Below are 25306 nucleotides of genomic sequence, written 5' to 3'. Positions count from 1 at the left end.
CGGACCGGGGCTGACCGGTGGGGCCGGGGACGCCGACACCGGCGTTTCGCGGCCTCACCGGCTCGGCCGGGGTCGGTGCCGACGACCGCGTACGGAGGAGACCGTGACAACCACCCGCCAATCCCCTGCCCCGCCGGTGTCGCCGGCACCGGGCAGCCGAGTCGCGCCGGAGGGCCAGGTCGCCCCGTACGTGCTGATCCGCAGGACGGCGGTCGACCTGCCGGCTGCCGGTCCGGCCGGACGGCACCTGCGTCGCCTCCAGGACCAGCTCGTCGATCGACTGGTCGAGTGCCGGGCCCTCGGCCCCGAACTCACCGAGGAGCTGTACCGGCTCGGCGGTCAGGCCCCGACGGCGTACCGCCGCTCGGTCCTGCTACCGCTGCGGCGCGACGTACACAACGACCGGTCGCCGGCCAGCGACCTGCGCGACCGGCTCGGCGACCTGCCCGACCGACTGCCGGCGCTGGGGCGCTGGTTGCGGGCCCGGGCCGAGATCGACCGGCTCACCGGCGCCGTCGACGCCGGATCGGCTGCGGCGCTGGCCGAGGAGCGCGTCGCACTCGCCGCCCTGTGCGGCAGCGAGCCGTTCGGCCGGGCGGTCGCGTTGACCAGCCCTGAGCTGTTGGCAGCGGTGCAGCGGACGGCGGCGCGCGGCGGCGAGCCGGACGCCCGGGGTCGCAAGTCCGAACCCACCGTGCTCCGTTACGCGTTGCGGGCCACCACCCGGACCAGCCCGCTCTCCTGGTTCACCATCGTCGGCTGGGCCCCCTGGCCGGATGCGGAAGCCGTCCCCACCCCGCTGGCGTCCCCGCCCGACGGGGCGCCGCCGACCCACCTGGACCTCGCGGCGGGTCTGGACGTGACGGCGGCGGGGGAACCGGTGGCGGTGACCCGTCCTCCCGCCAGCCTGGTCGCCAGCCTCTTCCTGGCCGGGACCAGCCGCCCGGACCAGATGCTGCGCACCCCGCACCGGCTCGCGCCCGGCACCCGCGTGCAGGACGGGCACGTCGTGTTCTACCGCGAGCACCCGACGACCGGCGCCGACGGCATGCCGGTGATCCGGGAGGAACGGGTCCGGATGCCGCTGCGGCCCGCACTGGCCGCGATCATCCGGGTGCTCCGCGCCGCACCCGACGGACACCCGCCGGCGGCGCTCGTGGCGGCCCTCGGCCGAGGCGCCGCGCGCCCCGCCACGGACGCCGCCGAGGCCGAGCGGCTCGCGCAGCGTCTCGTCACCCAGCTCTGCGACGAACGCCTGCTGATCCCGGTACCGCCGACCACCGAGCACGACCCGGCGGCGCTGGCGGCGATCGCCGACTGGCTCGGCGACACCGGTGCCCCCGCCCTCGCCGACCAGGTACGGCACCTCGACAGGGACATCCGGTCGCTGGCGGACGTCGACGCGGCGCGGCGCGGCCAGCTCGTACGTCGGATCGACGCCGGCTGGCACGAGGCCCTGCGGCAGCTCGGGGCCACCGCACCGGCCCAGGCGCCCGTCACCGAGGATGTCGTGCTATCCGGGCCGGTTCGCCTGACCCGCCGGCCCGCGGACACCGCCGACCTGACCGCGCTGACCAGCCTCGCGCTGCTGTTCGACGAGGACCAGGTGCTGCGCCGGCTCCTGCGACACCGGTTCGTCGAGCGCTACGGTCCCGGGGCCCGCTGTGCCGACCTCGGCCAGTTCTTCGCCGAGATCGGCGCCGGCTTCGACGACCTGCCGACGGTGACCCCGGAGGGGGCCCTGGCGGGCGGTCCGATCGCCCGGGTGCCCGAGCTGGCCCAGCTGGCCACGCTGCGGCAGGAGGTGGTCCGGGCGGTACGCGCCGACGGCGGGAACGACGGCGTGGAGACCGTCATCGGTGCCGACCTGGTGGCCGAGGTGGCCGCGGCACTGCCCCGCTGGCTGCGGGCCCGGCCGGTGTCGTACGCCTTCTTCGGTCAGCACGGCCCGGACGGGTCGCTGCACCTCAACCACGTCTACGGCGGCTGGGGCCGGTTCACCAGTCGCTTCCTGGACCTCTTCGGCGACAGCGGCATGCGCGCCGCGGTGGCCGCCCAGCTCCGCCGGGTGCTGCCCGGCCGAGTGGCCCAGTTCCGGCCGGTGCACGGTTTCAACGCCAACCTGCACCCGCTGCTGCTCGGCGAGGACATCGGCGACGACCAGCGGCTGGGCGGGCTCGACCTCGCCTCGGTCGAACTGGTGCACGACCTGGCCGGCGACCAGATCCGGCTGCGCGATCCGGCCACCGGTGACCTGCTCGACGTGCTGTACCTCGGGTTCCTCTCGCCGCCGGCGCTGCCGGCCCGGGTGGCCGCGCTGCTCGGCGACCTGGGCAGCGGCGAGGTGGGGCTCCGCCACCTGGCCGCGACCCGGACGGTGGCCGGTCCGGGCGGGCAGGCCGTCGTCTCCGACCGGCTCCGCTGTGGCCGCGTCGTCCTCGCCCGCCGGAGCTGGCGCTTCGACGACGGGGCCGAACGGCACCTTCGCGAGCTCGGCTCGCCGTCGGTCGCCGCCGCCGCGGCACTGCGGGCGGGCTGGGACCTGCCCGACCAGGTCTTCCTCAACCAGGGCAGCCGGCGCGACGGGCAGCCGCCCGCACCGGGCCACGCCGCGCAGCACCCCGGCGCCCCGGCCCGGCAGCCGTCGGAACGTCCGTCCGCCCCGCCGCCTCCCCCGGCGATCGCCGGGCTCCGGGAGGCGGTCGCCCGGCCCAAGCCGCAGTTCGTCGACCTGGCCAGCCCGCTGCACCTGCGCTGCGTGCCCCGCTGGCTCGGACGGATCACCGGCCGGCTGGTCGTCGAGGAGGCCCTGCCCCGCCCCGCCGGCCACGACCGGCCGCACCGGGTCACCGAACTGGTCGTCGAGACCTACCTCCCGGCGGCCCCCCGGTGACCGGCCGGGCGGCGGCGTGCGACCGCACCACCGAGCCGAGTGGAGTCCAGCCATGACCGAGCCGAGCACGACCGGACTGACTCCGACCATCGACGTCGTGTGCCACTACCACGAGGAGGCCAAGGCATCGCTGCTGCGCGACGCCGTCCTGCCCGTCGCGGAGCGGTTGCGCGGTGCCGGGCTGGCCGTCCACCTGGAACGGCACTGGTTGCACGGCCCGCACGTGCGCCTGCGGCTACGCGGCCCCGAGGCGCAACGGGCCACGGCCGCCGCCGAGGCCGCCGAACGGTTGCGTGGTCACCTGGCGGTGGCGCCGTCCCGGGCCGGGCTCGACGAGGAGCTGCTGCTGCGCCGGTCCGAGGCGGCCGGCCGGGCGGAACTCGTACCGCCCCCGTACGACCCGATCCACCCGGACAACACGGTGCTGGTGACCGACGGCGACCAGAGTGCGCTGGCCGCGCTGCTGGGCACGCCGGGCGCGGTCGAGTGCCGTGCCGACGTCCTCGCCGCCGGGCTGGCTCCGGTGCGGGTGTCGCTCGACCAGCTCGCCCTCGTCGGGGACGCCCAGGCCGCCCGGGTGGGCGTCGTGGTCACCGCCATGGCCGCGCACGCCGACACCTGGCCGGGACGGCTGCTGTCCGGCTACCACACCTTCCTGTCGCACCTGGAGGACTTCCTCTTCGGCGAGCGCGACGACCTCCTGCGCCCACGCTTCGCCGCCTTCGCCGACCGGGCCGGCGGGAGGTACCACGACCTGGTCCGCCAGGCGTCCACGCCGGACACCACGGAGCCGGTGGCTGCGGCGTGGCGGGCGTGGAGCGCGGCGGCGTGGCGGATCGCCGAGCGGGCGTACGACGCGGGCGCGCTCGACGGGGCGTTCTCCGCCGAGTTCCGGCGGCGCACCACCTCGTTCGACGACGCCACCGCGATCCGGTGGGACCTGAGCCGCCGCGGGGCGAGCGCCTACCACCAGGCGCTGGAGGCGTCGGGCTTCCAACGGATCGCCGCGAGCCGCGAGTTCCAGGTCTACCGGTTCTGCACGAACATGCTCTACCAGCTGCTGACGCTCTGCGACGTTGCGCCGCTGGAGCGGTACCTCGGTGCCCACCTGCTCGCCGAGGCCACCCAGGAGATCCACGGCGTGACATGGCAGGACGCCCTCACCGCCCGCACCGGGTGACCCGGGTGGAGGCGACGTGGGTGAGGTGACCCTGCGACCGGGCACCCTGGTCCGGGCGGTCGAGGGCGGGCTCCTCGTGAGCGGCTGGCGGGCCAGCTCGGTGGTGACCTGCCCGCCGGTCGCCGGCGAGCTGTGGCAACGGCTGGAGCCCTCCCTCCGCCGGGGGCTCGACCCGGCGACCGCCACCCTGGGACTGCCCGACCGGACCGCCAGGGCGGTGGGCTGGCTGCTCGGTCTCCTCGCCGAGCACGACGTCCTGGTCGACGTCCGGGTGCCGCTGGACGGCCATCCGTTGGCGGCCTGGCTGGCGGGGCTCGCGCAGGATCCGACCGCCGCGTTGGACGCGGTGTCGCGGTGCGCGGTGGCGGTCACCGGCGAGGGCGACCTTCCACCGGCCGTACGGGCGGCACTGACCGCCTCCGGGCTCTCCACCGCGCCTGGAGAGGCTCTCCGTGCCCTGCGGGAGGTGCCCGGGGACGGCGGCGGCGCGGACCTGGTCGTGTGGGTCCGGACGGAGGACTCCGGCGAGCGTCGGGAGCCGCCCGTTCCCCCGTGGCCGGGGGCGGCTCCGCGGCAGCCCGGCTCCCTGCGGCCCGCGGTGCTGCCGGTGACGATCCGGCCGGACGGCGCACTGATCGGCCCGCTGGCCCCGGCCGGTCACCCGGCCGCCGCCGGCCAGGCCGTCGCAGGCCAGACCGCCCCAGGCCAGACCGCCGCAGCCACGGACGCCGGTCCGGCCGGGTCGGCGACCGACCACCGGCTGCTGCCGTTCCTCGTGGCACACGAGGTGGTACGCGTGCTGGCCGGGCTCGCCGACGGCACGACGCTGTCACTGCGCGGCGGGGTCGTCCAGCGCGTCGGCGAGCCGACCGGCCGACAGCCCTGGCCGCCGGCCGCTCGGACCGGGGCGCTTGCCACGCGGACCGGAGCGCCCGCCACGCGGACCGGGGCACCCGCCACGCGGACCGGGGCGCTCGCCGGTGACGGGGCACCGGGCACCGGACCGACGGCGGGAGCGGTGCCGGCCCGCCCACCGGTCGGCCTCGACACCGCGTCCCTCGGTTCGGGCGCAGCGGAGGACGTTCCGGTGCGGGTCGTCGGGGACGACGACCGCCTGGTCCGGGCGATCGCCGTCAGCGCCTCGACCGTACGGCGGACGGATCGGCCCGTGGTGGTGGGCGTCGCGGCGGACTGGCCGGTGGCCCGGCACCTGGCCGAGCAGCGGGCCGCCCACGCGGCCGGCAGGTCGTACCTGCCGGTGCGGGCGCGCGGGACGGCGATCGAGGTCGGCCCGTTGAGCAACCCCGGTGCCGGCGGCTGCCTGCGGTGCGCCGACACCCGGCGGGAGGCCGTCCTCGGCGCCGGCAGCACCGCCACGCTGCTCGCCGGCGGCCGGTCGCTGCCGCTGCCGCCGTACTGGCACGGGCTGGTCGGCGAGCTGGTCGCCGGCCAGCTCGCCGACCACGCCGATCCGCGCGTGGCCAGCGTGCTGGCGGTGCGCGACGGCGCGATCAGTCGGCACCTGATCAGGGCGGTGCCGGACTGTCCGGACTGCCCCGCCCTGCCACCCGACTCGGCCGGGGCCGCCACGATCGCCCTGCGCCCCCGCCGGCAGCCCGCACCCGACCGCCTGCGGGTCCGTCCCGGACCGCCGGACCTGGCGGTGCTCCGCGCCGAACTGGTCGATCCCCGCTACGGGCCGGTGACGCACGTCCACACCGACCGGCAGGGCCCGCTCGCGCTGGCGGCGGCCGAGATGCCCGTCCCCGGCCGCTCCGGTCGGGTCGGTGGATACGGGCGCGCGGCGGACCAACCGACCGCGCAGGTGCTGGCCCTGCTGGAGGCGGTCGAACGGGAGGCCGGCCGCTGCCCGCAGGCCCGCCGGACGACCACGCTGGGCAGTTACCGGGAACTCGCCGCCGACGCCGTCGATCCCGCCCGGCTGGGCCTGCCGGAGCCCGAGGCGGTCCGCCACCCCGGGTACCGGCTGGACCCCTTCGCCCCGGACACGGTGACGTCCTGGGTGTGGGCGTACGACCTGGCGGGTGATCGGCCCGTCCTCGTGCCGGAGCACGCCGCCTACTACGGGGTGGACCGTGCCGGGGCCGCCCGGTTCCTCTACGAGTCCTCCAGCGGCTGCGCCGTCGGTGGCTGCCTGGAGGAGGCGATCCTGCACGCCTGCCTGGAGACGATCGAGCGGGACGCCTTCCTGCTCACCTGGTACGCCGGCCGTACGCCGCCGGCTCTGGCGCTGCCGCCCGACGTCGATCCGCTGACCCGGCACCTCGCGGACCGGATCGCGGCGGAGGGCTACCGGTTGCACCTGCTCGACATCACCAGCGACGTCGGGATACCGGCCGTCTGGGCCCTCGCCGTCACCGACCGACCCGACCGGGGCGCGACCTTCTCCGCCGCCGGGGCGCATCCCGATCCCCGCCGGGCCGCCGCGGCGGCGGTCCTGGAGGTCGGCGTGAACGTGACCGTCGCGCCGAAGGTGGCCCGCCCGCCGCGGGACCGACTGCTCGCCATGCTCGCCGATGCCGACCTGGTCGGGGATCTGGGGGACCACGCCGCGCTGCACCTGCTGCCGCAGGCCCTGCCCCGGTTCGACTTCGCGCTGCGGGAGGCCGCCGCCGGCCCGGCGCGACCGTTCGACGAGCACTTCGCCGGCTGGCGCGAGCGGTGGCTGCACCCCGACCTGACCGAGGTGCTGCGCAGGGTCGTCGACGCGATGGCCGCCGCCGGAACGCCGCCGCTGGCGGTGGACCAGACCGGGCCGGGCGAACGACGCCTCGGCCTGGCCGCCGTGAAGATCCTCGCGCCCGGGGCCGTGCCGATGACCTTCGGGCACCTCAACCGGCGGGTCGACCTGCCGCGCCTGCGGCAGGCCCGGCTCGCCGCCCCCGACCACCTGATCCTGCCCCACCCGTTCCCCTGAAGGAGAGCCGAGCATGGCTCGCTGGTCCGCCCTGCACGTCCACCTGCACGCCGGCTCCGAGTGCACCGAGACGGTGCTGCGGGAGCACATCGTGCCGACCACGACGGACCTGCTCGCCCGGGGCGAGATCTCCTCCTGGTTCTTCGTCCGGTACTGGGAGGGCGGCCCGCACCTGCGCTGGCGGGTCGCCGACGCGACGCCGGAGACGGTACGGCGGATGCGCGCCGGGCTGGTCGAAGCGGTGGCCGCGCTGCCGCCACCGGCCCGGGAACTGCGCCCGGCGGACTGGTACGCCCAGTTCGGAGTGCACACCTCCGACCAGTCCGACGACACCGACCAACCCGACGGGACCGACCGGCCCGACCGGCCGGGCGTGGGGCAAGAGACCGGCGTGGGGCAAGAGACCGGCGTGGGGCAAGAGACCGGCGTGGGACACGGGGCCGGCGTGGGACACGGGGCCGGCAGTGGGCCGGAGCTGGGCTGGCAGCCGCACGGCACGGTGGTCGAGCAGTCGTACCGGCCGGAGGTCGACCGGTACGGCGGCCCGGACGCGATCGACGCGGCCGAGGAACTCTTCGCCGCGTCCAGCCGGGTCGCCGCGGCTGTGCTCGGCGCGCCACCCGCCCGCCGCCGGTCGACGGCCGTGGACCTGCTGTTCGGGTTCCTCACCGCCAGCGGCCTCACCGGGCACGAGGCGGTCCGGTTCCTGCGCGGCTACGCCAACGGGTGGACGCTGGTGCCCGAGGCGAACGGTCAGGACCTCGGCCTGGCCCTGATCGCGGCGGAACGCGACTTCCACGCCGACGCGTCCGTCTACCCGGCCCGGCAGCGGCTCATCGCCGACATCGTCACGCACGGCAGGGGCGCCGCCACCTCCGTGAACTACTGGGCGGACGAGGTCGCCGCCTACGTCGAGCGGCTACGGGCGCTCGACGGGCAGGGCCGGCTGCACGGCACGGTGCCCGGCATCCTCGCGTCGCAGCTGCACATGCTGCACAACCGCCTCGGGCTGAGCATCCCGGCCGAGTGCCACCTCGCCTGGCTCGCGTCGCTGGCGTACGGCGCACCGGCCGCAACGCCGGACTTCCACGCCGACGGGATCGACGCCCCGGACCGCGCGTACCACCAAGGGTCGAAGTTCGTCCGTACGCGGTGGCCGAGCCAGCGTCCCCGTACCGTCGAGCCCGCACCGGGTCGCCCCCTCCCGTCCGACGCCGTGACCCTGGCACTGCCCGAGCCGACGCCGGGCGCGCTCGCCGACACCACGCTCGCCACGGTGTTGCTGGAGCGCCGCACCCGGTACGACTTCGGCCGAGCGGAGACCGGCGTGGCGGACCTGGGCCGGCTGCTGCGCTATGCGGCGGGTGACACCGCGCCAGCGGCCGACGGTCAGCGACGACTGGCGTACCCGACGCCGGGCGCCCTGGCGACCACCCGGCTGCTGGTGCTTCCCCGCCGGATCGCCTCGGTGCGGGCGGCACTCTACGAGTACCTGCCGGAGCGGCACGCCCTCCGGCGGGTGGCACCCGATCCGGGCGTCGACCGGCTGTCCCGGGTCGCCCCGCAGTTCGCGCCCACCGGTCCCGACGTTGTCCCCGGCACCGACGGGCTCGACGTCGAGACGGTGCCGCTCTGGCTGTTCGTGGTCGCGGACCTGCGCCGGGCCCGGGCCCGGTACGGGCTGCGCGGCTACCGGTTCTCCGCCATGGAGACCGGCCACCTCGCCCAGAACCTGCTGCTCGCCGCGACGGCCCTCGGGCTCTCCGCCGCCCCGCTCGGCGGATTCTTCGACGACGAGCTCAACCACCTGCTGCTGCTCGACGGGCTGGACGCCAGCGCCCTCTACGCCCTCGCCCTCGGCTGAGGGCGGGTCCTGCGGGCCAGCCGACGGACCGGGCGGTCCCCGTCAGGCCAGCCGACGGATCAGGTGGTGCCGACGGATCAGGTGGCCCCGACCGGCCAGCCGACGGATCGGGTGGTGCCGACCGGCCGGTGCCGGCTCACGCCGTGGTGCGGGACAGCACGGCGAGTTCGGCGGCGACCGCGGCGAGGATGGCGAGCACCAGCGGCCACGGGGTGCCGACCAGGGCGTAGAGCAGGATCAGGGCCGGGGCGGCGGCCGCCGCGTAGACGGCCAGGGCCAGCGTGCGGTCGGAGCGGAGCAGGCTCGGCAGGATGGTCCGGGACAGGCCGGGCAGCCGGGCGGCGAAGCGCCAGACCACCAGCGCCCCGCCGAGCGCCGCGAACGCCGCCGCGACGCGGGACAGCCCGGCGCTGCCCGGCGCCATACAGGCGATCAGCACGGCGGTGATCATCGTCCAGCCCGCGCCGTAGACCACGAGCTGGCGCAGGCCGAGCGAGATGGTCCGGCCGGAGTCGACCCGCCCGGGGCTCATCGACGCGGCCTCGGCGAGGTGTTCCAGCGCCTCGCTCCAGCGCCGCTGCTCCAGCCGGAGCACGCCGATGTCGTGGCGGGCCTCGGCGAGCTGCGGGTCCAGCCGCAACGCCTCCCGGTAGGCGCGCTCGGCCAGGTCGAACATCTGCATGTTCGCCGCCACCAGCCCGAGCACCAGGTGCGCCTGGGGATTCTCGGGTGCCAGCTCGATCCCGCGCCAGGCCGCGTTCAGCGCCGGCTGCCCGTTGCGCGAGCCGGCCAGGATCGCGGCGGCGCTGCTCTGCGCGTACGCGTCGTCGGGGCCCAGCGCCAGGATCCGGTCGGCGGTCCGGGCCGCCTCGGCGTACTCCTCCAGATCGCCGAGAGCGAGGGCGCGGGCGACCAGCGCCGGAACGCTGTCGGGGGCGGCGGCGACCGCGGCGTCGGCGGCGGTGCGCGCCTCCGTCGGCCGCCCGGCCGCGAGGTGGACCCGGGACAGCATGGTCAGCGCCCCGGCGTCGGCCGGGTCCAGGGCGACGGCGTAGGAGACCTCAGCCGCGGCCTCGTCGTAGCGACCGAGTTCGGCGAGGAGCTGGGCGCGTTGGAGGTAGCCGTCGGCGGCGGAGCGGTCTGAGGTGGCGTCGCTGGACATCGCGGCGAGCCTAGGCGGCCGGAGCCTCGTACACCAGGGCCACCGCGATGCCGGTGAGCCCCTCGCCGCGCCCGGGGAAGCCGAGGCCGTCGGTGGTGGCCGCGGAGACGGTCACCGGCGCGCCGACCGCCTCGGAGAGCACCCGCTGGGCCTCCTCGCGGCGCGGGCCGATCTTGGGCCGGTTGCCGACCACCTGCACGGACACGTTGCCGATCGCGAAGCCGGCGGCCCGCACCCGGCGGGCGCTCTCGGTGAGCAGGGCGACGCCCGACGCGCCCGCCCACTCGGGCTGGCCCACGCCGAAGTTGGCGCCCAGGTCCCCGAGGCCGGCCGCCGAGAGCAGCGCGTTGCAGGCGGCGTGCGCGGCCACGTCGGCGTCCGAGTGCCCGGCCAGGCCGTCCTGGTCGGGCCAGTGCAGGCCGGCCACCCAGCACGGCCGGCCCGCCTCGAAGGCGTGCACGTCGGTGCCGATGGCCACCCGGGGAACGATCATGAGAAGAGGGTACGCGTCAGGCGCCCGTGGCGAGCAGATGCTCGGCCAGCGCCAGGTCGAACGGGCGGGTGACCTTCAGCGCGTACTCGGAGCCGGGGACGCAGGACACCGGGACGCCCTGCTTCTCGACCAGGCCGGCGTCGTCGGTGAGCGGGTCACCGGCGGCGGCGTGCGCGGCCGTCAGCACCGCCCGGCGGAAGCCCTGCGGGGTCTGCACCGCGCGCAGGGCGGAGCGGTCGACGGTGCCGAGGACGACCTCGTCGGCGCCGACCTCCTTGATCGTGTCGACGACGGGCAGCACCGGGATCACCGCGTCGTGTCCGGCGCGGACGGCCGCCGCGACGGATTCCACCAGGTCGGGCGGGGTCAGCGCCCGGGCGGCGTCGTGCACGAGGACGATCTCCGGGCCGGCGGGCACCGCCGCGAGGGCGGCGGCCACCGACGCCTGCCGCTCGGCGCCACCGGGCACCACGGTCACCGGGGCGACCGGGGCGAGCAGCTCACGTACCGCCGCCACCTCGGCGGCCGGGGCGGCCACGACGATGGTGTGCACCGACGGCGCGGCGGCGAGCCGGCGGACCGCGTGCACCAGCAGGGGTTCCCCACCGAGCAGGCGCAACGCCTTGGGGCGGCCGGGGCCGAGCCGCACGCCGGCACCGGCCGCAGGCACGAGGACCGCGACGTCACCGCACGGATTGAGCTGCGCGGTCACGTCGCGGTCCTCGGTGGTTTGTTCGCTACGCATCGGGTACGACGATGCTGCGGGGACTAGGCCTCGGTCAGGACCTTGTCGAGCAGCGTCTCCGCCTCGTCCTTGGTGCTCTTCTCGGCCAGCGCGACCTCGCCGACGAGAATGTCACGGGCCTTAGCGAGCATGCGCTTCTCACCCGCGGAGAGACCCCGCTCCCGCTCCCGACGCCACAGGTCGCGGACGACCTCGGCGACCTTCAGCGGGTTACCGGAGGCCAGCTTCTCCAGATTCGCCTTGTAACGCCGCGACCAGTTGGTCGGCTCCTCGGTGTGCGGTGCACGGAGCACGTCGAAGACCTTGCCGAGGCCCTCTTCGCCGACCACCTCGCGCACACCCACGATCTCGGCGTTCTCGGCGGGCACCCGGACCGTCAGGTCACCCTGCGCGACCTTCAAGACGAGGTATTGCTTAGGCTCGCCCTTGATCACCCGAGTCTCGATTGCCTCGATGAGTGCGGCCCCGTGGTGGGGGTAAACAACGGTCTCGCCGACACTGAAAACCATAGGTTCGAAACCCCTTTCGCTGTGTCTAGGGTAACACGCTCAGGCACCGATGTCTCACCGCTGTCCTGACCGTTGGCGCAGCTCAGGGGCCCTGTGAGAGGTCTTTCTTCAGCTTGACAGACCGCCAAACCAGTGGTTTGACCACGCTCCGTAACGCTCGGATGACGTCCCGGTACGAGTGACGCGAACGTCGAGATCAAGGGCTATGCGCTCCTCCCATGGTAGCCCGCCGGCCGGGTACGCGCCCAGGTGTAGCGGCAGCCCGCCCCGTGCGGGACGCTGGAGACCGAGCCGCTGTCCGCTCGCCGAGACGTCCTGGGGGTCCGATGGGCAAGCCCGACGCAGACGGCCCCGGACTGCCCGACCTGCCACCCGAGTGGGGCCGGGTGGTCGTGCCGGACGACGCCTCCGCGCTCGCCGCCGAGGCCGAACAGCTCCGCCGCGAGCTGGGTGGCACGCCCCGGCACGCCGTCCTGCCTCCGCCGGCCCGGTCCCCGTTCGCCCTCGCCCTGCTGGTGCTGCTGGTGGCGGTGCTGACCACCCTCGCCGGCCTCGCGGCGGTCACCTGGCCCCGGCCCGGCCGGTCCACCCCGGAGCCCACTCCCACCCCGTACGCGCCGCCGGCCGGGGCGGCCGGTCGACCGCTGCCCGCGCTGGACCTGGTCGACGCCGGCCAGTCACCGGTGCCCCTGCGCGGACTGGTGCCAGCGATGATCATCCTCGTGGACGGCTGCCCCTGCCCGGCCGACGTGGCCACCGCCGCCACCCTGGCACCGGCCGGCGTCACGGTGGTCACCGTCGCCGGCACCCGGCCCGTACGCGCCACGCCACCGCCCGCCGGGGCCACGGTGCGACCGCTCGCCGACCCGGCCGGCGGGCTGCGCTCGTTCCTGCACCTGCCGGCCCGCCCCGGCGCCGTCACCGCGCTGCTGGTGGACCGGACCGGCGTCCTCGTCAAGGTGGTCCCCGAGATCCATTCCGCCGAGGACTACCGCGCCGACCTGACCCGCCTCGCCGCCTGAGCCGCCCCGCCGGGGTGGTCAGGGCAGGGCGACCAGCTGCGCATCGACCCGCAGCGGCTCCGCGTTGGCGCTCGACAGCGAGACCTGGAACGGCCCGCCCCTGCCGGTGACCTCCGTCGACGTGACCGAGCCGTCGCAGGCGCTGGTGATCGGGTCGGCCGCCCAGGCCCCCTCGACCACGATCAGCAGCTCTCCCGGGCCGACACAGCGGTACTGGAGCAGGTGACGCGCCCCGCCCTCGGCGGAGGCCCTCTTGACGAGACCCTCCGCCGGACTGAGCACGGCCCGGGCGGTCCAGACCGTGTCGGGGAAGCTGGCCAGCCTGCCCCGACGCCCATCGCCCGCCTGGAGCGGGTCGTCCCCGGCGCGGCGCTGCTCCGGGTCCTCGACGTCCACCCGCACCGTCGCGCCGCCGCGCGGGTCCACCCGCACCGTCGTGCCCTCACGCGTCTCCGTCCGGACCGTCGCGCCGCCACGCGGATCCGTCCGCACCGTCGCGCCGCTGCGCGGGTCGACGAGCCAGAAGCTGGCGGGCCGTCCGGATCCCTCAGCGGGCACGACGAACCGGACGTGGGCGTCCGGCGGGGCGGCGAACCGGACCCGGTCCGCCGGTGCGACGTTCGACAGGTCCGGCACGGGGCCGGTGCGGGGCGCCTCGGCCTGCCACCACCAGCCGCCGCCGACCAGCGCGGCCAGCCCCGCCACGGCCAGTACGGCGCCGCGCAGCCGATCGTCGGCCCCGACGCCAGCCGTGTGCCCACCCGCGTCCGGCCCGGTCTCCGGCCGGTCTGCCGCATCGGCGTCCATCATCAGAGGGTAACCGTGCCGGGCGAACCGCTCACTCCTGTCCGTTCCAGCAACGCGGCGAAGAGGGTCAGGCCGGGGCCGAACGCCAGCATCACCACCCGCCGCGGCGGCGACGCGGCCCGGCGCAGCCGGTCCAGGATCAGCAACACCGTCGGCGACGAGCAGTTGCCGTGCTCGTCCAGGGTCGCCCGGGACGCCGCCAGGCCCTCCGGCGGCAGGGCCAGCTCCCGCTCGACCACGTTCAGGATGCGCGGGCCGCCCGGGTGCACCGCCCAGCCGTCCACCTCGGACAGCGTCGTGCCGTGCCGGGCCAGCAGCCCCTCGACCAGGCCCCGGACGTGCGTGGAGAGCACCTGCGGCACCTTCGGCGACAGCCCCATCCGGAAACCCGTGTCGGTGACGTCCCAGGTCATGTGGTCGGCCGTCGAGGTGTCCGTGACGGAGGTGACCTCGCGCAGCGCGTACCCCCGACCGCCGGGAACGACCACGGCGGCGACCGCGGCGTCCGAGAAGAGCGCGTGGGAGACGATCTGCTGGGTGTCCACCCGGGCGCTGGAGGGCTGGATGTGCAGGCTGGTCAGCTCCGCGCAGAGCAGCAGCGCGGGCCGGCCCCGGGCGGTGACGAAGTCGCTCGCCGCGCCCAGGCCCGGCAGCGCGGCGTAGCAGCCCATGTGCCCGACGAACAGGCGCTGCGTGTCCGGGGCCATGCCCAGGTCCCGGGCGAGCAGGATGTCCAGCCCCGGGGTGGCGTACCCGGTGCACGAACAGACGACGAAGAGCCCGACGTCGCCGGCGGAGAGGCCGGCGGCCGTCAGCGCCCGACCCACCGCCTCCTTGCCCAGCGGCAGCGCCTCGACCAGGTAGCGGCGCATCCGCCGCTCCGTGGGCCAGTCGGATACGTCCTCCAGCAACGGGTTCACGGCAGCCTGCCGGTGGGTGACCCCTGAGTGCGCGAAGATCCGCTGCGCCAGCGCCCGCGTGCTGCCGGAGAAGTGCTTCGAGAAGAAGCCCTCCCACAGGTCGTCCTGCGCGGCCGACGGCGGGTGTGCCGTCCCCAGCCCCGCGATCACCGGTACGGCCACCATGCCCACCTCTCGTCCGGCCTTGCGCACCGGGCGGTCGAACCCGCCCCTGGACGGGCCGTGCGCCCGCGCGTCCGCCGACCCGGCGGACCCCCCACGCTCACCAACGAGGCACCGTTCCGTCGCGGTCCGGGTCACCGCCCAGCGCGGCGACGCCCAGCCAGTCCGCGCAGACGTCCGACGTCGCCGGGTGCAGCGAGCCGCAGCGGGCGTCCCGGTAGAGCCGCTCCAGCGGATGTCCCCGCCGGGTCGCGGACGTGCCGGCCGCCTCCAGCACGGACGCGGCCACGTCGGCGGCGGTGGTGCCGGCGAGCAGCTTCGCCCGCCAGACCCAGCGGTTGGTCTCCGCGTCGCCCGGCGCCTCGTCCACCCGGCGGGCCGCCTCCGCGACCACCAACTGGGCCGCCGCCACCGCCGCGTCGGCCCGACCCAGGCGGGACCGGACCGCCGGCAGGCCGGCGAGGTTGCGGGCGTTCAGGTGCTCGGCCGCCGCGTCGAGGGCCGCCCGGGCCACCCCCACGTAGACGGCGGCGTAGCTGGCGACCAGCCAGTGCGGCATGAGCTGGGCGACCACCAGGGCCAGCCCCTCCACGCCGCCGAGCAGCCGGTCGGCCGGCACGGTCACGTCCAGGTGCAGGTCGTGCGAGGAGGTCGCGCGCATGCCGAGCGAGTCCCACGTGGGCTCGACGGTCAGCCCGTCGCCGGCCGGCACCAGGAACTGGGAGACCACCGACTGGTCGACGGCGCTGCGGGCGGCCACCAGGTAACCGTCCGCGTGCCCGGCCCCGGAACAGAACGTCTTGCTGCCCTTGAGGTGCCAACCGCCGTCGGCCGGCTCGTAGACGGTGCTGAGCTGGGAGAGCCGGGCACCGGCGCCGCGCTCGCTCATCGCCACGGCGTACCAGGAGCCCTGGGCGGCGGCGGTGAGCAGCCGGTCCCGGGCGGCCAGCGCCTCGGCCGGGACGCCGAGCGCCTCGGCCAGTTCCTCGGTCACCGCGCCGAGCGCGCCGGTGACCGAGGCGTGCATGTTGAAGACCAGGGCCGTCGCGCCGTTGCCCCGGGCCAGCTCGGTGGCGACCGCGGCGTACTCGGCGAAGGTGGCGCCCATCCCGCCGAGGGCGGCGGGAACCATCAGGCCGAAGAGCCCGGCCTCGCGCAGGTCACGGAAGTCCTCGACCGGGAACGAGCCGTCCCGGTCGTGCTCGGCCGCCCGGGCGGCCAGCCTCGGTGCCAGGCGGCGAGCCGCCTCCAACGCGTGCTGCGTCATACAGCCCCCTTCTCGGCCCTCTCCCTACCCAGGGACGGGCACCGCTATCCGCTCCGCGTACCACGCCCCTGGTAGAGCACGGCCGTCGACCAGGTCGGCACGATCCGCGGCGGCGGGCCGGCGACCGTCGCGTGCGGACGGTCGGTCGGGACCGCGTACGGACGGCCGGCGGCGCGCATCCGGCGGACCAGCCAGCCGAGCAGGCCGGGCATCCCCGGCCGGATGCCCCGCAGGCGCAGGTCGACCCCGTGCCGGGCGCACTCCGCCACCAGCGCCCGGGCGTCCACGAACAACCGTGGATCGTGGATGCCCTTCGGCACCGTGGGCAGCCGCTCGGCGATCCGCACGGCCAGCAGGCGGCTCAGCGCCGTGTCGTTCAACGTGTCCAGGACGAGCAGGCCGCCGGGCCGCAGCAGCCGGCACGCCTCGGCCACCGCGCGCCGCCAGTCCGGCACGTGCTCCAGCAACTCGCCCGCCGCGACCACGTCGGCGCAGCCGTCGACCAGCGGTACGGCGGTCACGTCGCCGTTGACCACGGTCACCCCGTGCGCGGCGGCCTGCGCCAGGGCCGACCGGGTGAGGTCGACGCCCACGTGCCGGTAGCCCTTGCCGGCGAGGTGCGGGGCGAGCAGCCCGGCGCCGCAGCCGAGGTCGACGAGGAGGGCGCCGGGGCGGGACGCCGGCGGCACGAGCGCCGCGCGGGCCTCGGCCAGCCAGTGCAGCATCGCGAACGCGCCGTCCGGCCGCCACCACTCGCCGGCCAGGTCGTCGTACTGGCGCGGATCGTTGCGTGGCAGGGTGCGGCCCGCGTCTGGCATGGACCGAGCGTGGCACGACTGCCCGGTAACGACCAGACTTTCCTCATGTCGCCAACGGTGCTAGGGCTGGTCAGGGCGAGTCACCCGGAGCCGGCCGCCGCGGTCACCACGGTGGCCGGGCTGCTCGCGTGGGGCGTCGGGCACCGGCCGGGCGGGATCCTCGCCGTGGTGCTCACCGTGGCGGCCAGCCAGCTCGCCGTCGGCTGGGCCAACGACGCGCTCGACGCCGACCGGGACGCCACGGTGGGGCGTACCGACAAACCGGTCGCCGCCGGCGCGGTCGGTCGGCGCGCCACGGCCGTGGCCGCGGCGGTGGCCGCGCTCGCCACCCCGGCGCTGGCGCTGGCCACCGGCCCGGCCGCCGCGCTCTGCGCCACCCTCGGGCTGGTCTCCGCGCTGCTCTACGACTGGCCGCTGAAGTCGACCCCGGTCTCGGTGCTGCCCTACGCGGTCTCCTTCGGTTCGCTGCCCGCCTTCGTCGTGCTGGCGCTGCCCGGAGCGGTGGTGCCGCCGGTCTGGCTGGTCGCCGCCGCGGCCTGCCTGGGTGCCGGGGCGCACTTCGCCAACGTCCTGCCCGACCTGGCCGACGACGCCCTGACGGGGGTGCGTGGGCTGCCGCACCGGCTCGGTCCGGCCGGCAGCCGGGCCGCCGCCGCGCTGCTGCTGCTCGCGGCGACCGCCACGCTGGTCCTCGGGCCGCCCGGGCCGCCGTCGGGGGTCGGCCTCGCCGCGGTCGTGGCCGCCGTCGTGGTGCCGCCGCTGAGCTGGTACGCGGGACGCGCCACCACCCGGGCCGGCGGCCGGCAGGTGGCCGCCTTCCGGGCCGTGATGCTGGTCGCCCTCATCGACGTCGTCCTGCTCGTCACGAGCGGCCGACTGGTGTGACGCGCGTCCCCCCGGGTGCCATCTCCGGGTCGGCGTGCGGGCGTGGATCAGGCCCAACTACCCTGGAGCGCGGTCTGCGCGGGCATGGCCACCATGCCCGGCGTGAGCACCGGGTGGGATCGTGACGAGGAGGACCGACGTGACGCGCTCGATCAGGGGTTCCCGGCGGGCGGCCCTGCTGCTGTCCGGGATGGCCGCGGCGACCGGGCTGCTGCTGTCCGGCTGCGGCGCCGGCCAGGTCTCCGAGACCGCCAACAAGGCGCCGTCGGTCCAGGGCGTCAACCTGTCGGCCGGCAACGGCGCCTACGCGGTCCGCGGCCTGCTGGTCGAGTTCCCCGGCACCGAGGGCTACAAGGCGGGTGCCAACGCCGTCCTGAGCGCCGTGATCTACAACGACTCGCCGAACCCGGTGACCGTGACCGTGACCACCGACAGCGCGCGCGAGGTGGTGATCACCGGCACCGGCGCCTCGGCCAGCCCGTCGGCGTCCCCGAGCGAGTCGGAGTCGCCCGCCCCGTCCGGGTCGCCCTCGCCGGCGGAGTCGGCCAGCCCGGGCGCCCCCGAGAGCCCGTCGGGATCGGCCAGCCCGGGTGCCTCCGAGAGCCCGTCGGAGTCGGTCAGCCCCGGTGCCCCGGAGAGCCCGGCCCCCGAGAGCCCGGCCGCGCCGGCCGGCGAGCCGGCCCGGATCGAGATCCCGCCGCTGAGCTACGTGCAGCTCAGCGCCCAGTCGAACCGGGTCTTCCAGCTCATCGGCCTGAACGAGGCGCTGCGCTCCGGCCAGAACGTCACCCTGACCTTCGATTTCGGCAACGGTGCCACGGTCACCGGCCCGGCCCCGGTCGCCGTGCCGCTCACCCCGGCCGCGCCCCCGTCGAAGATCGTCGAGCGCCTGGGCGGCTACGAGGAGAACGAGGGCGGCGGTCACTGACCCTCCGCCCCGCTGTTTCCGACGACACCGTCGGCGTGGTGACCGCCACGCCGGCGGTGTCTTCGTCATACCGGGGGACTAACGTCCCGGTGTGACCACCTCCCGATCGAGCTCCCCCCGCGCCGGCGGGGCCGGCGGGCGCGGCCGGGCCGCCGCTCGCGAGCCCCGGCCGGCCTACGAGTGCGACGCCTGCGGGCACCAGCCGCCGAAGTGGGTCGGGCGCTGCCCGGAGTGCGGCGAGTGGGGCTCGGTGGTCGAGTGCACGGTCACCGGCCCGACGGTCTCCGGAAAGGTGGTCAGCTCCCGGATGCCGGCCGAGCCGGCCCGGCCGATCGCCACCATCAGCGCCGCACCGGCAAGGGCCCGCCCCACCGGGGTCAGCGAGCTCGACCGCGTCCTCGGCGGCGGCCTGGTCCCCGGCGCGGTGGTGCTGCTCGCCGGCGAGCCGGGGGTCGGCAAGTCCACCCTGCTGCTCGACGTGGCCCAGCAGTGGGCCGCCGGCGCCGGCAGCCCCTCGCTGGTGGTCAGCGGCGAGGAGTCGGTCAGCCAGGTCCGGCTGCGCGCGGAGCGGATGGGCGCCCTGCACGACCAGCTCTACCTCGCGGCCGAGAGCGACCTCGCGGCGGTGCTCGGTCACCTCGACGCGGTCAAGCCGGGCCTGCTGGTGCTCGACTCGGTGCAGACCATCTCCACCAACAACGCCGAGGGCGTGTCGGGCGGGGTGACCCAGGTGCGGGCGGTCACCGCCGCCCTGGTCGCGGTGGCCAAGGAGCGGGGCATCGCCACCGTGCTGGTCGGCCACGTCACCAAGGACGGCCAGGTGGCCGGGCCCCGGGTGCTGGAGCACCTGGTCGACGTGGTGCTGCACTTCGAGGGCGACAAGCACTCCTCGTTGCGCATGGTGCGCGGCGTGAAGAACCGGTTCGGCGCCGCCGACGAGGTGGGTTGCTTCGAGATGCACGAGGGCGGCATCAGCAGCCTGGCCGACCCGTCCGGGCTCTTCCTGACCCGCTATTCGGAGCCGGTGCCCGGCACCTGCGTCACGGTGGCGATGGAGGGGCGCCGGGCGCTCGTCACCGAGGTGCAGGCGCTGATCGGCGCGACCGTGGCCGGTTCGCCCCGGCGGACGGTCTCGGGGCTCGACTCGGCCCGGCTCGCGATGGTACTGGCCGTGCTCCAGCGGCGCACCGAACGCCTGACCCTGCACGACCGGGAGGTCTTCGCGGCCACCGTCGGCGGCATCCGGGTGGTGGAGCCGGCGGCCGACCTCGCCGTGGCCCTCGCCGTCGCCTCGGGCGGGCTCAACCTGGCCATCGCGCCGCACCTGGTGGCGATCGGCGAGGTCGGCCTGACGGGCGAGGTGCGCCGTGTCGGCGCCGTGCCGCGCCGGCTGGCCGAGGCGGCCCGGCTCGGCTTCCGGCTCGCGCTGGTGCCGACCGGCTGCGGCCCCGAGAGCACCGGCGTCACGCCGGAGCACATGCGGGTGATCGAGGTGACCGACGTACGCTCGGCGCTCCAGGCCGTCGCCCGGGCCAGCGCCGAGTGACCGCCGAGAATGGTCGGCGGAACGTCCGGTCCGATACCGGACAGCCCGGACGCCGGCCCACGGTCCGGGCGAGGTGGGGCATCGTGACACATCACAGTAACCACGACAGCACCCACCGCAGGGCAGTCCGTAGACTGTGTCCGTGCCGATCGACCGCGACACCGCCAAGCCTGCTGGCGCGACACCCCACGCCCGCACCGGCGCCGTGGGCTCCCCCGCCCGCGCGATCAGCGTGACCGTGACCGGCGGCGCCGGGGGCGCCGGTGACCCGTTGCGGGCGAACCTGGCCCTGATGGCCCCGGGCACCGCCCTGCGCGACGGCCTCGAGCGCATCCTGCGCGGCCGGACGGGCGCGTTGATCGTCCTCGGCTACGACAAGGTGGTCGAGGGTCTCTGCACCGGTGGGTTCCCGCTCGACGTCGAGTTCTCCGCCACCCGGGTACGGGAGCTGTGCAAGATGGACGGCGCGGTCGTGCTCTCCAGCGACGGCACCCGCATCGTGCGGGCCGCCGTGCACCTGATGCCCGATCCCACCATCCCGACCGAGGAGTCCGGCACCCGGCACCGCACGGCGGAGCGGGTGGCCCGGCAGACGGGCTACCCGGTCATCTCGGTCAGCCAGTCGATGCGGATCATCAGCCTCTACGTCAACGGCCAGCGGCACGTGCTGGACGACTCGGCGGCGATCCTGTCCCGTGCCAACCAGGCGCTCGCCACGCTGGAGCGCTACAAGCTCCGGCTCGACGAGGTCTCCGGCACCCTCTCCGCCCTGGAGATCGAGGATCTCGTCACCGTACGGGACGCGGTCGCGGTGGTGCAGCGGCTGGAGATGGTCCGCCGGATCGCCGACGAGATCGCCGGCTACGTGGTGGAGTTGGGCACCGACGGTCGCCTGCTCGCCCTCCAGCTCGACGAGCTGATGGCCGGCGTCGACGCCGACCGCACCCTGGTGATCCGGGACTACCTGCCGGCCGGCCGGAAGTCCCGCACCCTCGACGAGGCCCTGGTGGAGCTGGATCTGCTCGGCGCCACCGAGCTGATCGACCTGGTCGCGGTCGCCAAGGCCATCGGCTACCCGGCCGCGTCCGACGCGCTCGACGCGGCGGTCAGCCCGCGCGGGTTCCGGCTGCTGGCCAAGGTGCCCCGGCTGCCGGTCGCCGTGGTCGACCGCCTCGTCGTGCACTTCGGCAGTCTCCAGCGGCTGCTGGGCGCCACGGTCGAGGATCTCCAGGCCGTCGAGGGGGTCGGCGACGCGCGCGCCCGGGGCGTCCGCGAGGGGCTGTCCCGGCTCGCCGAGGCGTCGATCCTCGAACGCTACGTCTGACCCGGCCGTACGCCGGCCGCCGGCCCGGCCCACACGGTCACAGCTTCCGGGGCCACACCGCCACCGCCATCCGTCGGGCGAGCCCGGCCCGGCCGACCGACCGCGCGGCGGCCCGGTCTGTCCGGCAGCCCAGTGTCCGGCTGGCCGCCCGGCCCACGGGTGGTCAGTCGGTGACGGTGAGCTTGACCGGCTCGCTGAGCTTGGTGCCGACCCGGGCGTAGACCTGGTAGGTGCCGGCCGGCGGGTTGGGGCCCGCCGCCACCCCGTTGGCGCACTTGGTGGTGTCGCGGCCGTTCCAGCCCACCTGGTAGGCGCGCTCGAAGCCCGGGGTGAAGGACTGCACGTCGGAACCCTGGGCGGTGCCGCACGTGTCGGACGACCAGACCTTCTCGGCCCCCGACTTGATGAACAGCTCCTGCACGGAGGCGCCGACATCGCGGCTGCACGTCCGCTCGGAGCGATTCTTGATCTTGAGCTGGAGGTCCACCACGGCCCCCCGGACCACCGAGGCGGGCTGGGCCACCGGGGTCACCGTGATCTCGGCGTCCGTGCAGGCGCCGTCACCGGCGGCCGGCACGACGGGTGCCACCGGCGGCGAGTCGGTGGTGACCGGCTCGCCCGACGGATCGTCGGCGTCAGGGCCGTCCGCCGCACCCGGCGAGGGCCCCCCGGTCTGCGGGGCGAGCACCGAACCGGTGGGTTCCGGCGAGGCACCGGACGACGTCGCGCCCGGAGTGGGCTGCGCGTCACCGCCCTTCTTCGCGTTCCGGTCCGATCCGGTGCACGAGTAGAGCAGGACAATCAGGAAGAGAAGCCCGGCTCCGAGTACGACGGCGCGACGCCGCCAGTACACGGCGGGGGACAGGGGGCCGACCGTCAGACGCATGATGTCCCCACCGTAGCGGCGCGGGGCACGCCAGCCCCGCACGACGCGCCGAGTCGCCCACCGCTCACCGCACCGACCCTCCACATGCGACGGCTCCGGCTGCCGACCGTGTCCCGCCGGTGACGCTGGGTCGCCGAGCCGCCGGCACTCAGAGGTACACCTTGCGCTGGTAGATGGCGTGGGCACCCGCGACCCGGTCCAGGAAGAGCAGGCCGGCGCAGTGGTCGATCTCGTGCTGGAGGGCCCGCGCCTCGAACCCGTCCGTCACCAGCCGTACGGGCCGACCGGTGCCGGGCAGGACGCCCTCCACCACCAGCCGGCTCGCCCGCTTGACGTCCCCGGTCAGGTCGGGCACCGACATGCACCCCTCGCGCGCCACCTTCCACCGGCTCGCCTCGACGACCCGGGCGTTGCACAGCACGAAGGTGCCGTGCACGGTGAGCGCCTTCGGGTGGCCCGTCACGTCCACCGCGAAGACCTGCGCACCCACACCGACCTGCGGGGCGGCCAGCCCCACGCAGCCCGGGGACACCCGCATGGTGGCGATCAGGTCGGCGGCCAGCCGTACCGTCTCCGGCGCCGTCGGATCCACCTCGCCGCCGGAGCGGCTGAGCACCTGCTCCGGCGCGGACACCACCGGCCGCACCTCCCCCGGCACGGCCAGGGACTCCGGGGTCCAGTCGCCGAGGCCGACGTACGCCTCGATCTCCGGTCCGCGCCCCGCGCCGGTCACAGCAGATCCGGATCGGCCGGCCGGAGGGTCACCCCGACGCCCAACTCCTCGGCCGTCGCCGCCAGCCGCCCGGCCAGCCCGTCGGCCGTGCCGGGCGGCAACTCCACCTCGGCGACCACCACGTACAGCGAGCCGGTGAGGCGGGTGCTCAGGTCGGTGACGTTGCCGCCGGCGTCGGCGAGCACCCGGGTCATGGCCGCCACGATGCCCATCCGGTCCGCGCCGTGCACCGCCAGCACGTACGGCTCGCCGGCGGGAGCCGTCTCGCCGTCGGGGGTGACCGCGCGTACGGTGGCCAGCAGTTGACCGTCGGCGGAGAGCGGCGCCAGCGCGGCCTCGACGTCGGCGGCGGCCGGGCCCACGCAGATCAGGGTCATCGCGAAGTGCCCCCGCAGCCGGGTCATGGTGCTGTCGGTGAGGTTCGCGCCGAGCCGGGCGAGCAGCTCGGCGACGTCGGCCACGATGCCTGGCCGGTCCCGGCCGATGACGGTGATCGCGAGCTCGTTCATCCGGGCATTCTGCCCGATCCGTCCGCCGCCGCAGCAGCGCCCCGCCCGGACCGCCCAGCCAGCGGGACGGTAGTGGCGCCCCGTCGTGGCACCGTCGCCCGCACCGCCTCGGCGACGGGACGCGTGACATCATCGGCGACGCGATGTCTGAGCCCACTTTCGCCACCCTGGTCAGCCGGTGGTACGAGGAGAACGCCCGCGACCTGCCATGGCGCGGACCCGACGTGACCCCGTGGGCCATCCTGGTCAGCGAGGTCATGCTCCAGCAGACGCCGGTCGTACGCGTGCTCCCCGCCTGGGAGGCCTGGCTGGCACGCTGGCCCGAACCGGCCGCGCTGGCGGCGGACAGCCCCGCCGAGGCGATCCGGATGTGGGGGCGGCTCGGCTATCCCCGTCGGGCGGTGCGGCTGCGCGACTGCGCGCTGGCGATCGTCGAGAGGCACGGCGGGCAGGTCCCCGACCGGCTGGACCAGTTGCTGGCGCTGCCGGGCGTCGGCACGTACACGGCCCGGGCGGTGGCCGCGTTCGCGTACGGTCAGCGGCACCCGGTGGTCGACACCAACGTGCGGCGGGTGGTCTGCCGGGCGATCGCCGGCGAACCGGACGCCGGCCCGGCGACCCGCCCGGCCGACCTGGTCGCCACCGAGGAACTGCTCCCCGTCGAACCGGCCGCCGCCGCCCTGGCCAGCGCGGCCTTCATGGAGCTGGGCGCGGTGGTCTGCGTCGCCAGGTCGCCCCGCTGCGGCGTCTGCCCCGTCGAATCGGTCTGCGCCTGGCGCGCGTCCGGCCGCGAGGCGCCCGCGGGTCCGACCCGCCGCCCCCAGCGGTACGCCGGCACCGACCGCCAGGTACGCGGGCTGCTGCTCGGCGTACTACGGGAGACGGCCGGGCCGGTGCCGCACCAGCGGCTCGACCAGGTGTGGGCCGACGACGTCCAGCGGTCCCGGGCGCTCGCCGGACTGGTGCGGGACGGTCTCGTGGAACCGGTCGGCGAATCCTCGTTCCGCCTCGTCGGCGACGGGCCACCCGTCCCGGTGGGCTGACCCGGCGCGGACGCTGGGCGGCGCCGGGTCGGCGTGGGCCAGCCCCTGGCGTGACGAAAGGGCCGGCCCCGTTGTGGGGGCCGGCCCTTGTCGTTGGGTGTGGTGTGTCAGGCGGTGTAGCCGCGGGTGGCGATCCAGTCGGCGAGGTTGTCGACGCTCATGCGGTAGGAGGCCTGGTTGGGGTTGGCGGAGTCGGCGATGGTGACGGTGTTGCCGTTGTCGCGGTAGCCGACGACGCTGATGTAGTGCCCGCCTTCGAAGGAGTGGGTGGTGCCGTCGGTGTCGGTGGCGGTGCCGGCGATGTTGGCGACGATGGCGTGGCCTTCGTCGATGGCGGTGACGATGTCGCCGCGTAGCTTGTCGGTCTGCTTGTCGTCGGCCTTGGCGCCGGGGATCTCGACGGACTGGTAGGCGTCCTTGCCGGTCTCCTTGTTGAGGACGGGGGTGATGTCGTTGATGGAGTTGGTGCCGGCTTCGGTGGTGCCCATGCGCTGGGCCATGCCGTCGACGTCGATGTTCTTGCCCTGCACGCTGAGGGCGTTGCGGGCGGCGGCGGGGCCGCAGTAGTAGAAGTTGGGCTGTGCCTCGTAGCGCACGCCGAGTTCGCGCTCGCCACCCTTGCGGTCCTGGGTGACCGAGGCCGCCACGGGGGTGGTGGGGGCGGCCTCGGTC

Annotated in this window: 22 protein-coding genes; 10 read left to right on the top strand and 12 right to left on the bottom strand. The window is 75.7% G+C overall.

Annotation, left to right across the window (positions count from 1 at the left end):
- The first annotated feature begins 103 nt into the window (after positions 1-103).
- Genes F6X68_RS10700 through F6X68_RS10685 form a run of 4 tightly spaced genes read left to right on the top strand, consistent with a single transcriptional unit; the run spans position 104 to position 8875 of the window.
- A complete protein-coding gene (locus F6X68_RS10700) occupies positions 104-2893 on the top strand; it encodes a lantibiotic dehydratase (protein ID WP_151454117.1) in 2790 nt (929 codons plus the stop codon).
- Between the two features lie 52 nt (positions 2894-2945).
- Positions 2946-4073, top strand: coding sequence for a lantibiotic dehydratase C-terminal domain-containing protein (locus tag F6X68_RS10695; protein WP_151454116.1), 1128 nt, complete (start codon positions 2946-2948; stop codon positions 4071-4073).
- Between the two features lie 16 nt (positions 4074-4089).
- Complete coding sequence (locus tag F6X68_RS10690; protein ID WP_151454115.1) at positions 4090-7011, top strand: TOMM precursor leader peptide-binding protein; 2922 nt, start codon at positions 4090-4092, stop codon at positions 7009-7011.
- 13 nt (positions 7012-7024) lie between these two features.
- Entirely contained in the window at positions 7025-8875 is a 1851-nt protein-coding gene (locus F6X68_RS10685; RefSeq protein WP_151454114.1) for a thiopeptide-type bacteriocin biosynthesis protein, read from the top strand.
- Between the two features lie 136 nt (positions 8876-9011).
- Here the strand turns inward: F6X68_RS10685 and F6X68_RS10680 are convergent, their stop codons facing one another.
- From F6X68_RS10680 to F6X68_RS10665, 4 genes are read right to left on the bottom strand one after another with little or no spacing between them, the layout of a single operon-like run.
- Positions 9012-10037, bottom strand: a complete 1026-nt coding sequence (locus F6X68_RS10680) for a lipopolysaccharide assembly protein LapB (protein WP_151454113.1) — start codon at positions 10035-10037, stop codon at positions 9012-9014.
- A gap of 10 nt (positions 10038-10047) precedes the next feature.
- Positions 10048-10530: a 2-C-methyl-D-erythritol 2,4-cyclodiphosphate synthase gene (gene ispF / locus F6X68_RS10675; protein ID WP_089003124.1), complete on the bottom strand. Its 483-nt coding sequence runs from the start codon at positions 10528-10530 to the stop codon at positions 10048-10050.
- A 16-nt stretch (positions 10531-10546) separates the two neighbouring features.
- Positions 10547-11242, bottom strand: a complete 696-nt coding sequence (gene ispD / locus F6X68_RS10670; RefSeq protein ID WP_132239894.1) for a 2-C-methyl-D-erythritol 4-phosphate cytidylyltransferase — start codon at positions 11240-11242, stop codon at positions 10547-10549.
- A gap of 56 nt (positions 11243-11298) precedes the next feature.
- Complete coding sequence (locus F6X68_RS10665; protein ID WP_091626665.1) at positions 11299-11784, bottom strand: CarD family transcriptional regulator; 486 nt, start codon at positions 11782-11784, stop codon at positions 11299-11301.
- 326 nt (positions 11785-12110) lie between these two features.
- Here F6X68_RS10665 and F6X68_RS10660 point away from each other — a divergent pair, with 326 nt between their 5' ends.
- Positions 12111-12806: a hypothetical protein gene (locus tag F6X68_RS10660; RefSeq protein ID WP_151454112.1), complete on the top strand. Its 696-nt coding sequence runs from the start codon at positions 12111-12113 to the stop codon at positions 12804-12806.
- An 18-nt stretch (positions 12807-12824) separates the two neighbouring features.
- Here F6X68_RS10660 and F6X68_RS10655 read toward each other — a convergent pair whose 3' ends face one another.
- The 4 genes from F6X68_RS10655 to F6X68_RS10640 all read right to left on the bottom strand — a co-directional run bounded on the left by F6X68_RS10655 (position 12825) and on the right by F6X68_RS10640 (position 16780).
- Entirely contained in the window at positions 12825-13613 is a 789-nt protein-coding gene (locus F6X68_RS10655) for a hypothetical protein (RefSeq protein ID WP_151454111.1), read from the bottom strand.
- 2 nt (positions 13614-13615) lie between these two features.
- Positions 13616-14704 carry a type III polyketide synthase gene (locus F6X68_RS10650; protein ID WP_192581362.1) on the bottom strand — a complete coding sequence of 363 codons (1089 nt, stop codon included), beginning with the start codon at positions 14702-14704 and terminating at the stop codon, positions 13616-13618.
- Between the two features lie 91 nt (positions 14705-14795).
- A complete protein-coding gene (locus F6X68_RS10645; protein WP_151454110.1) occupies positions 14796-15962 on the bottom strand; it encodes an acyl-CoA dehydrogenase family protein in 1167 nt (388 codons plus the stop codon).
- 44 nt (positions 15963-16006) lie between these two features.
- Entirely contained in the window at positions 16007-16780 is a 774-nt protein-coding gene (locus F6X68_RS10640; RefSeq protein ID WP_151454109.1) for a methyltransferase domain-containing protein, read from the bottom strand.
- A 45-nt stretch (positions 16781-16825) separates the two neighbouring features.
- Here F6X68_RS10640 and F6X68_RS10635 point away from each other — a divergent pair, with 45 nt between their 5' ends.
- From F6X68_RS10635 to disA, 4 genes are all read left to right on the top strand, one after another.
- The gene (locus F6X68_RS10635) at positions 16826-17665 is read left to right on the top strand and encodes a UbiA family prenyltransferase (RefSeq protein WP_151454108.1); all 840 of its coding nucleotides are present in this window, start codon (positions 16826-16828) and stop codon (positions 17663-17665) included.
- 139 nt (positions 17666-17804) lie between these two features.
- Positions 17805-18593 carry a hypothetical protein gene (locus F6X68_RS10630; RefSeq protein WP_151454107.1) on the top strand — a complete coding sequence of 263 codons (789 nt, stop codon included), beginning with the start codon at positions 17805-17807 and terminating at the stop codon, positions 18591-18593.
- Between the two features lie 91 nt (positions 18594-18684).
- Positions 18685-20139, top strand: a complete 1455-nt coding sequence (radA, locus tag F6X68_RS10625; RefSeq protein WP_151454106.1) for a DNA repair protein RadA — start codon at positions 18685-18687, stop codon at positions 20137-20139.
- 142 nt (positions 20140-20281) lie between these two features.
- Positions 20282-21463 (top strand): DNA integrity scanning diadenylate cyclase DisA, encoded by a 1182-nt coding sequence (disA, locus tag F6X68_RS10620; RefSeq protein ID WP_151454105.1) that lies wholly within the window; start codon positions 20282-20284, stop codon positions 21461-21463.
- Between the two features lie 163 nt (positions 21464-21626).
- Here the strand turns inward: disA and F6X68_RS10615 are convergent, their stop codons facing one another.
- The 3 genes from F6X68_RS10615 to F6X68_RS10605 form a co-directional block, all read right to left on the bottom strand.
- Positions 21627-22349, bottom strand: a complete 723-nt coding sequence (locus F6X68_RS10615; RefSeq protein ID WP_151454104.1) for a hypothetical protein — start codon at positions 22347-22349, stop codon at positions 21627-21629.
- Between the two features lie 148 nt (positions 22350-22497).
- On the bottom strand, positions 22498-23055 hold the full coding sequence (locus F6X68_RS10610; protein WP_370518933.1) for a peptide deformylase: 558 nt from the start codon (positions 23053-23055) through the stop codon (positions 22498-22500).
- Positions 23056-23078: 23 nt separating this feature from the next.
- Entirely contained in the window at positions 23079-23591 is a 513-nt protein-coding gene (locus F6X68_RS10605; protein ID WP_151454102.1) for a glycine cleavage system protein R, read from the bottom strand.
- A 143-nt stretch (positions 23592-23734) separates the two neighbouring features.
- Here F6X68_RS10605 and F6X68_RS10600 point away from each other — a divergent pair, with 143 nt between their 5' ends.
- A complete protein-coding gene (locus F6X68_RS10600) occupies positions 23735-24634 on the top strand; it encodes an A/G-specific adenine glycosylase (protein ID WP_151454101.1) in 900 nt (299 codons plus the stop codon).
- Positions 24635-24741: 107 nt separating this feature from the next.
- Here the strand turns inward: F6X68_RS10600 and F6X68_RS10595 are convergent.
- The coding region (locus F6X68_RS10595; protein ID WP_151454100.1) for a C39 family peptidase at positions 24742-25306 on the bottom strand (565 nt) is incomplete at its 5' end.

The organism is Micromonospora sp. AMSO12t, assembly GCF_008806585.1.
Taxonomy (GTDB): Bacteria; Actinomycetota; Actinomycetes; order Mycobacteriales; family Micromonosporaceae; genus Micromonospora; species Micromonospora reichwaldensis.
Note: the sequence above shows the minus strand (reverse complement) of the source record. Positions and strands in the feature narration are given on the sequence as shown.

What these genes read in the sequence shown, in the direction of transcription:
- F6X68_RS10600 (WP_151454101.1), top strand. Translation starts at nt 23,735, where the DNA reads ATGTCTGAGCCCACTTTCGCCACCCTGGTCAGCCGGTGGTACGAGGAG.
- F6X68_RS10615 (WP_151454104.1), bottom strand. Translation starts at nt 22,349, where the DNA reads ATGCGTCTGACGGTCGGCCCCCTGTCCCCCGCCGTGTACTGGCGGCGT.
- F6X68_RS10695 (WP_151454116.1), top strand. Translation starts at nt 2,946, where the DNA reads ATGACCGAGCCGAGCACGACCGGACTGACTCCGACCATCGACGTCGTG.
- F6X68_RS10665 (WP_091626665.1), bottom strand. Translation starts at nt 11,784, where the DNA reads ATGGTTTTCAGTGTCGGCGAGACCGTTGTTTACCCCCACCACGGGGCC.
- F6X68_RS10680 (WP_151454113.1), bottom strand. Translation starts at nt 10,037, where the DNA reads ATGTCCAGCGACGCCACCTCAGACCGCTCCGCCGCCGACGGCTACCTC.
- F6X68_RS10660 (WP_151454112.1), top strand. Translation starts at nt 12,111, where the DNA reads ATGGGCAAGCCCGACGCAGACGGCCCCGGACTGCCCGACCTGCCACCC.
- F6X68_RS10635 (WP_151454108.1), top strand. Translation starts at nt 16,826, where the DNA reads ATGTCGCCAACGGTGCTAGGGCTGGTCAGGGCGAGTCACCCGGAGCCG.
- F6X68_RS10655 (WP_151454111.1), bottom strand. Translation starts at nt 13,613, where the DNA reads ATGGACGCCGATGCGGCAGACCGGCCGGAGACCGGGCCGGACGCGGGT.
- ispF (WP_089003124.1), bottom strand. Translation starts at nt 10,530, where the DNA reads ATGATCGTTCCCCGGGTGGCCATCGGCACCGACGTGCACGCCTTCGAG.
- F6X68_RS10645 (WP_151454110.1), bottom strand. Translation starts at nt 15,962, where the DNA reads ATGACGCAGCACGCGTTGGAGGCGGCTCGCCGCCTGGCACCGAGGCTG.
- F6X68_RS10685 (WP_151454114.1), top strand. Translation starts at nt 7,025, where the DNA reads ATGGCTCGCTGGTCCGCCCTGCACGTCCACCTGCACGCCGGCTCCGAG.
- F6X68_RS10605 (WP_151454102.1), bottom strand. Translation starts at nt 23,591, where the DNA reads ATGAACGAGCTCGCGATCACCGTCATCGGCCGGGACCGGCCAGGCATC.
- F6X68_RS10640 (WP_151454109.1), bottom strand. Translation starts at nt 16,780, where the DNA reads ATGCCAGACGCGGGCCGCACCCTGCCACGCAACGATCCGCGCCAGTAC.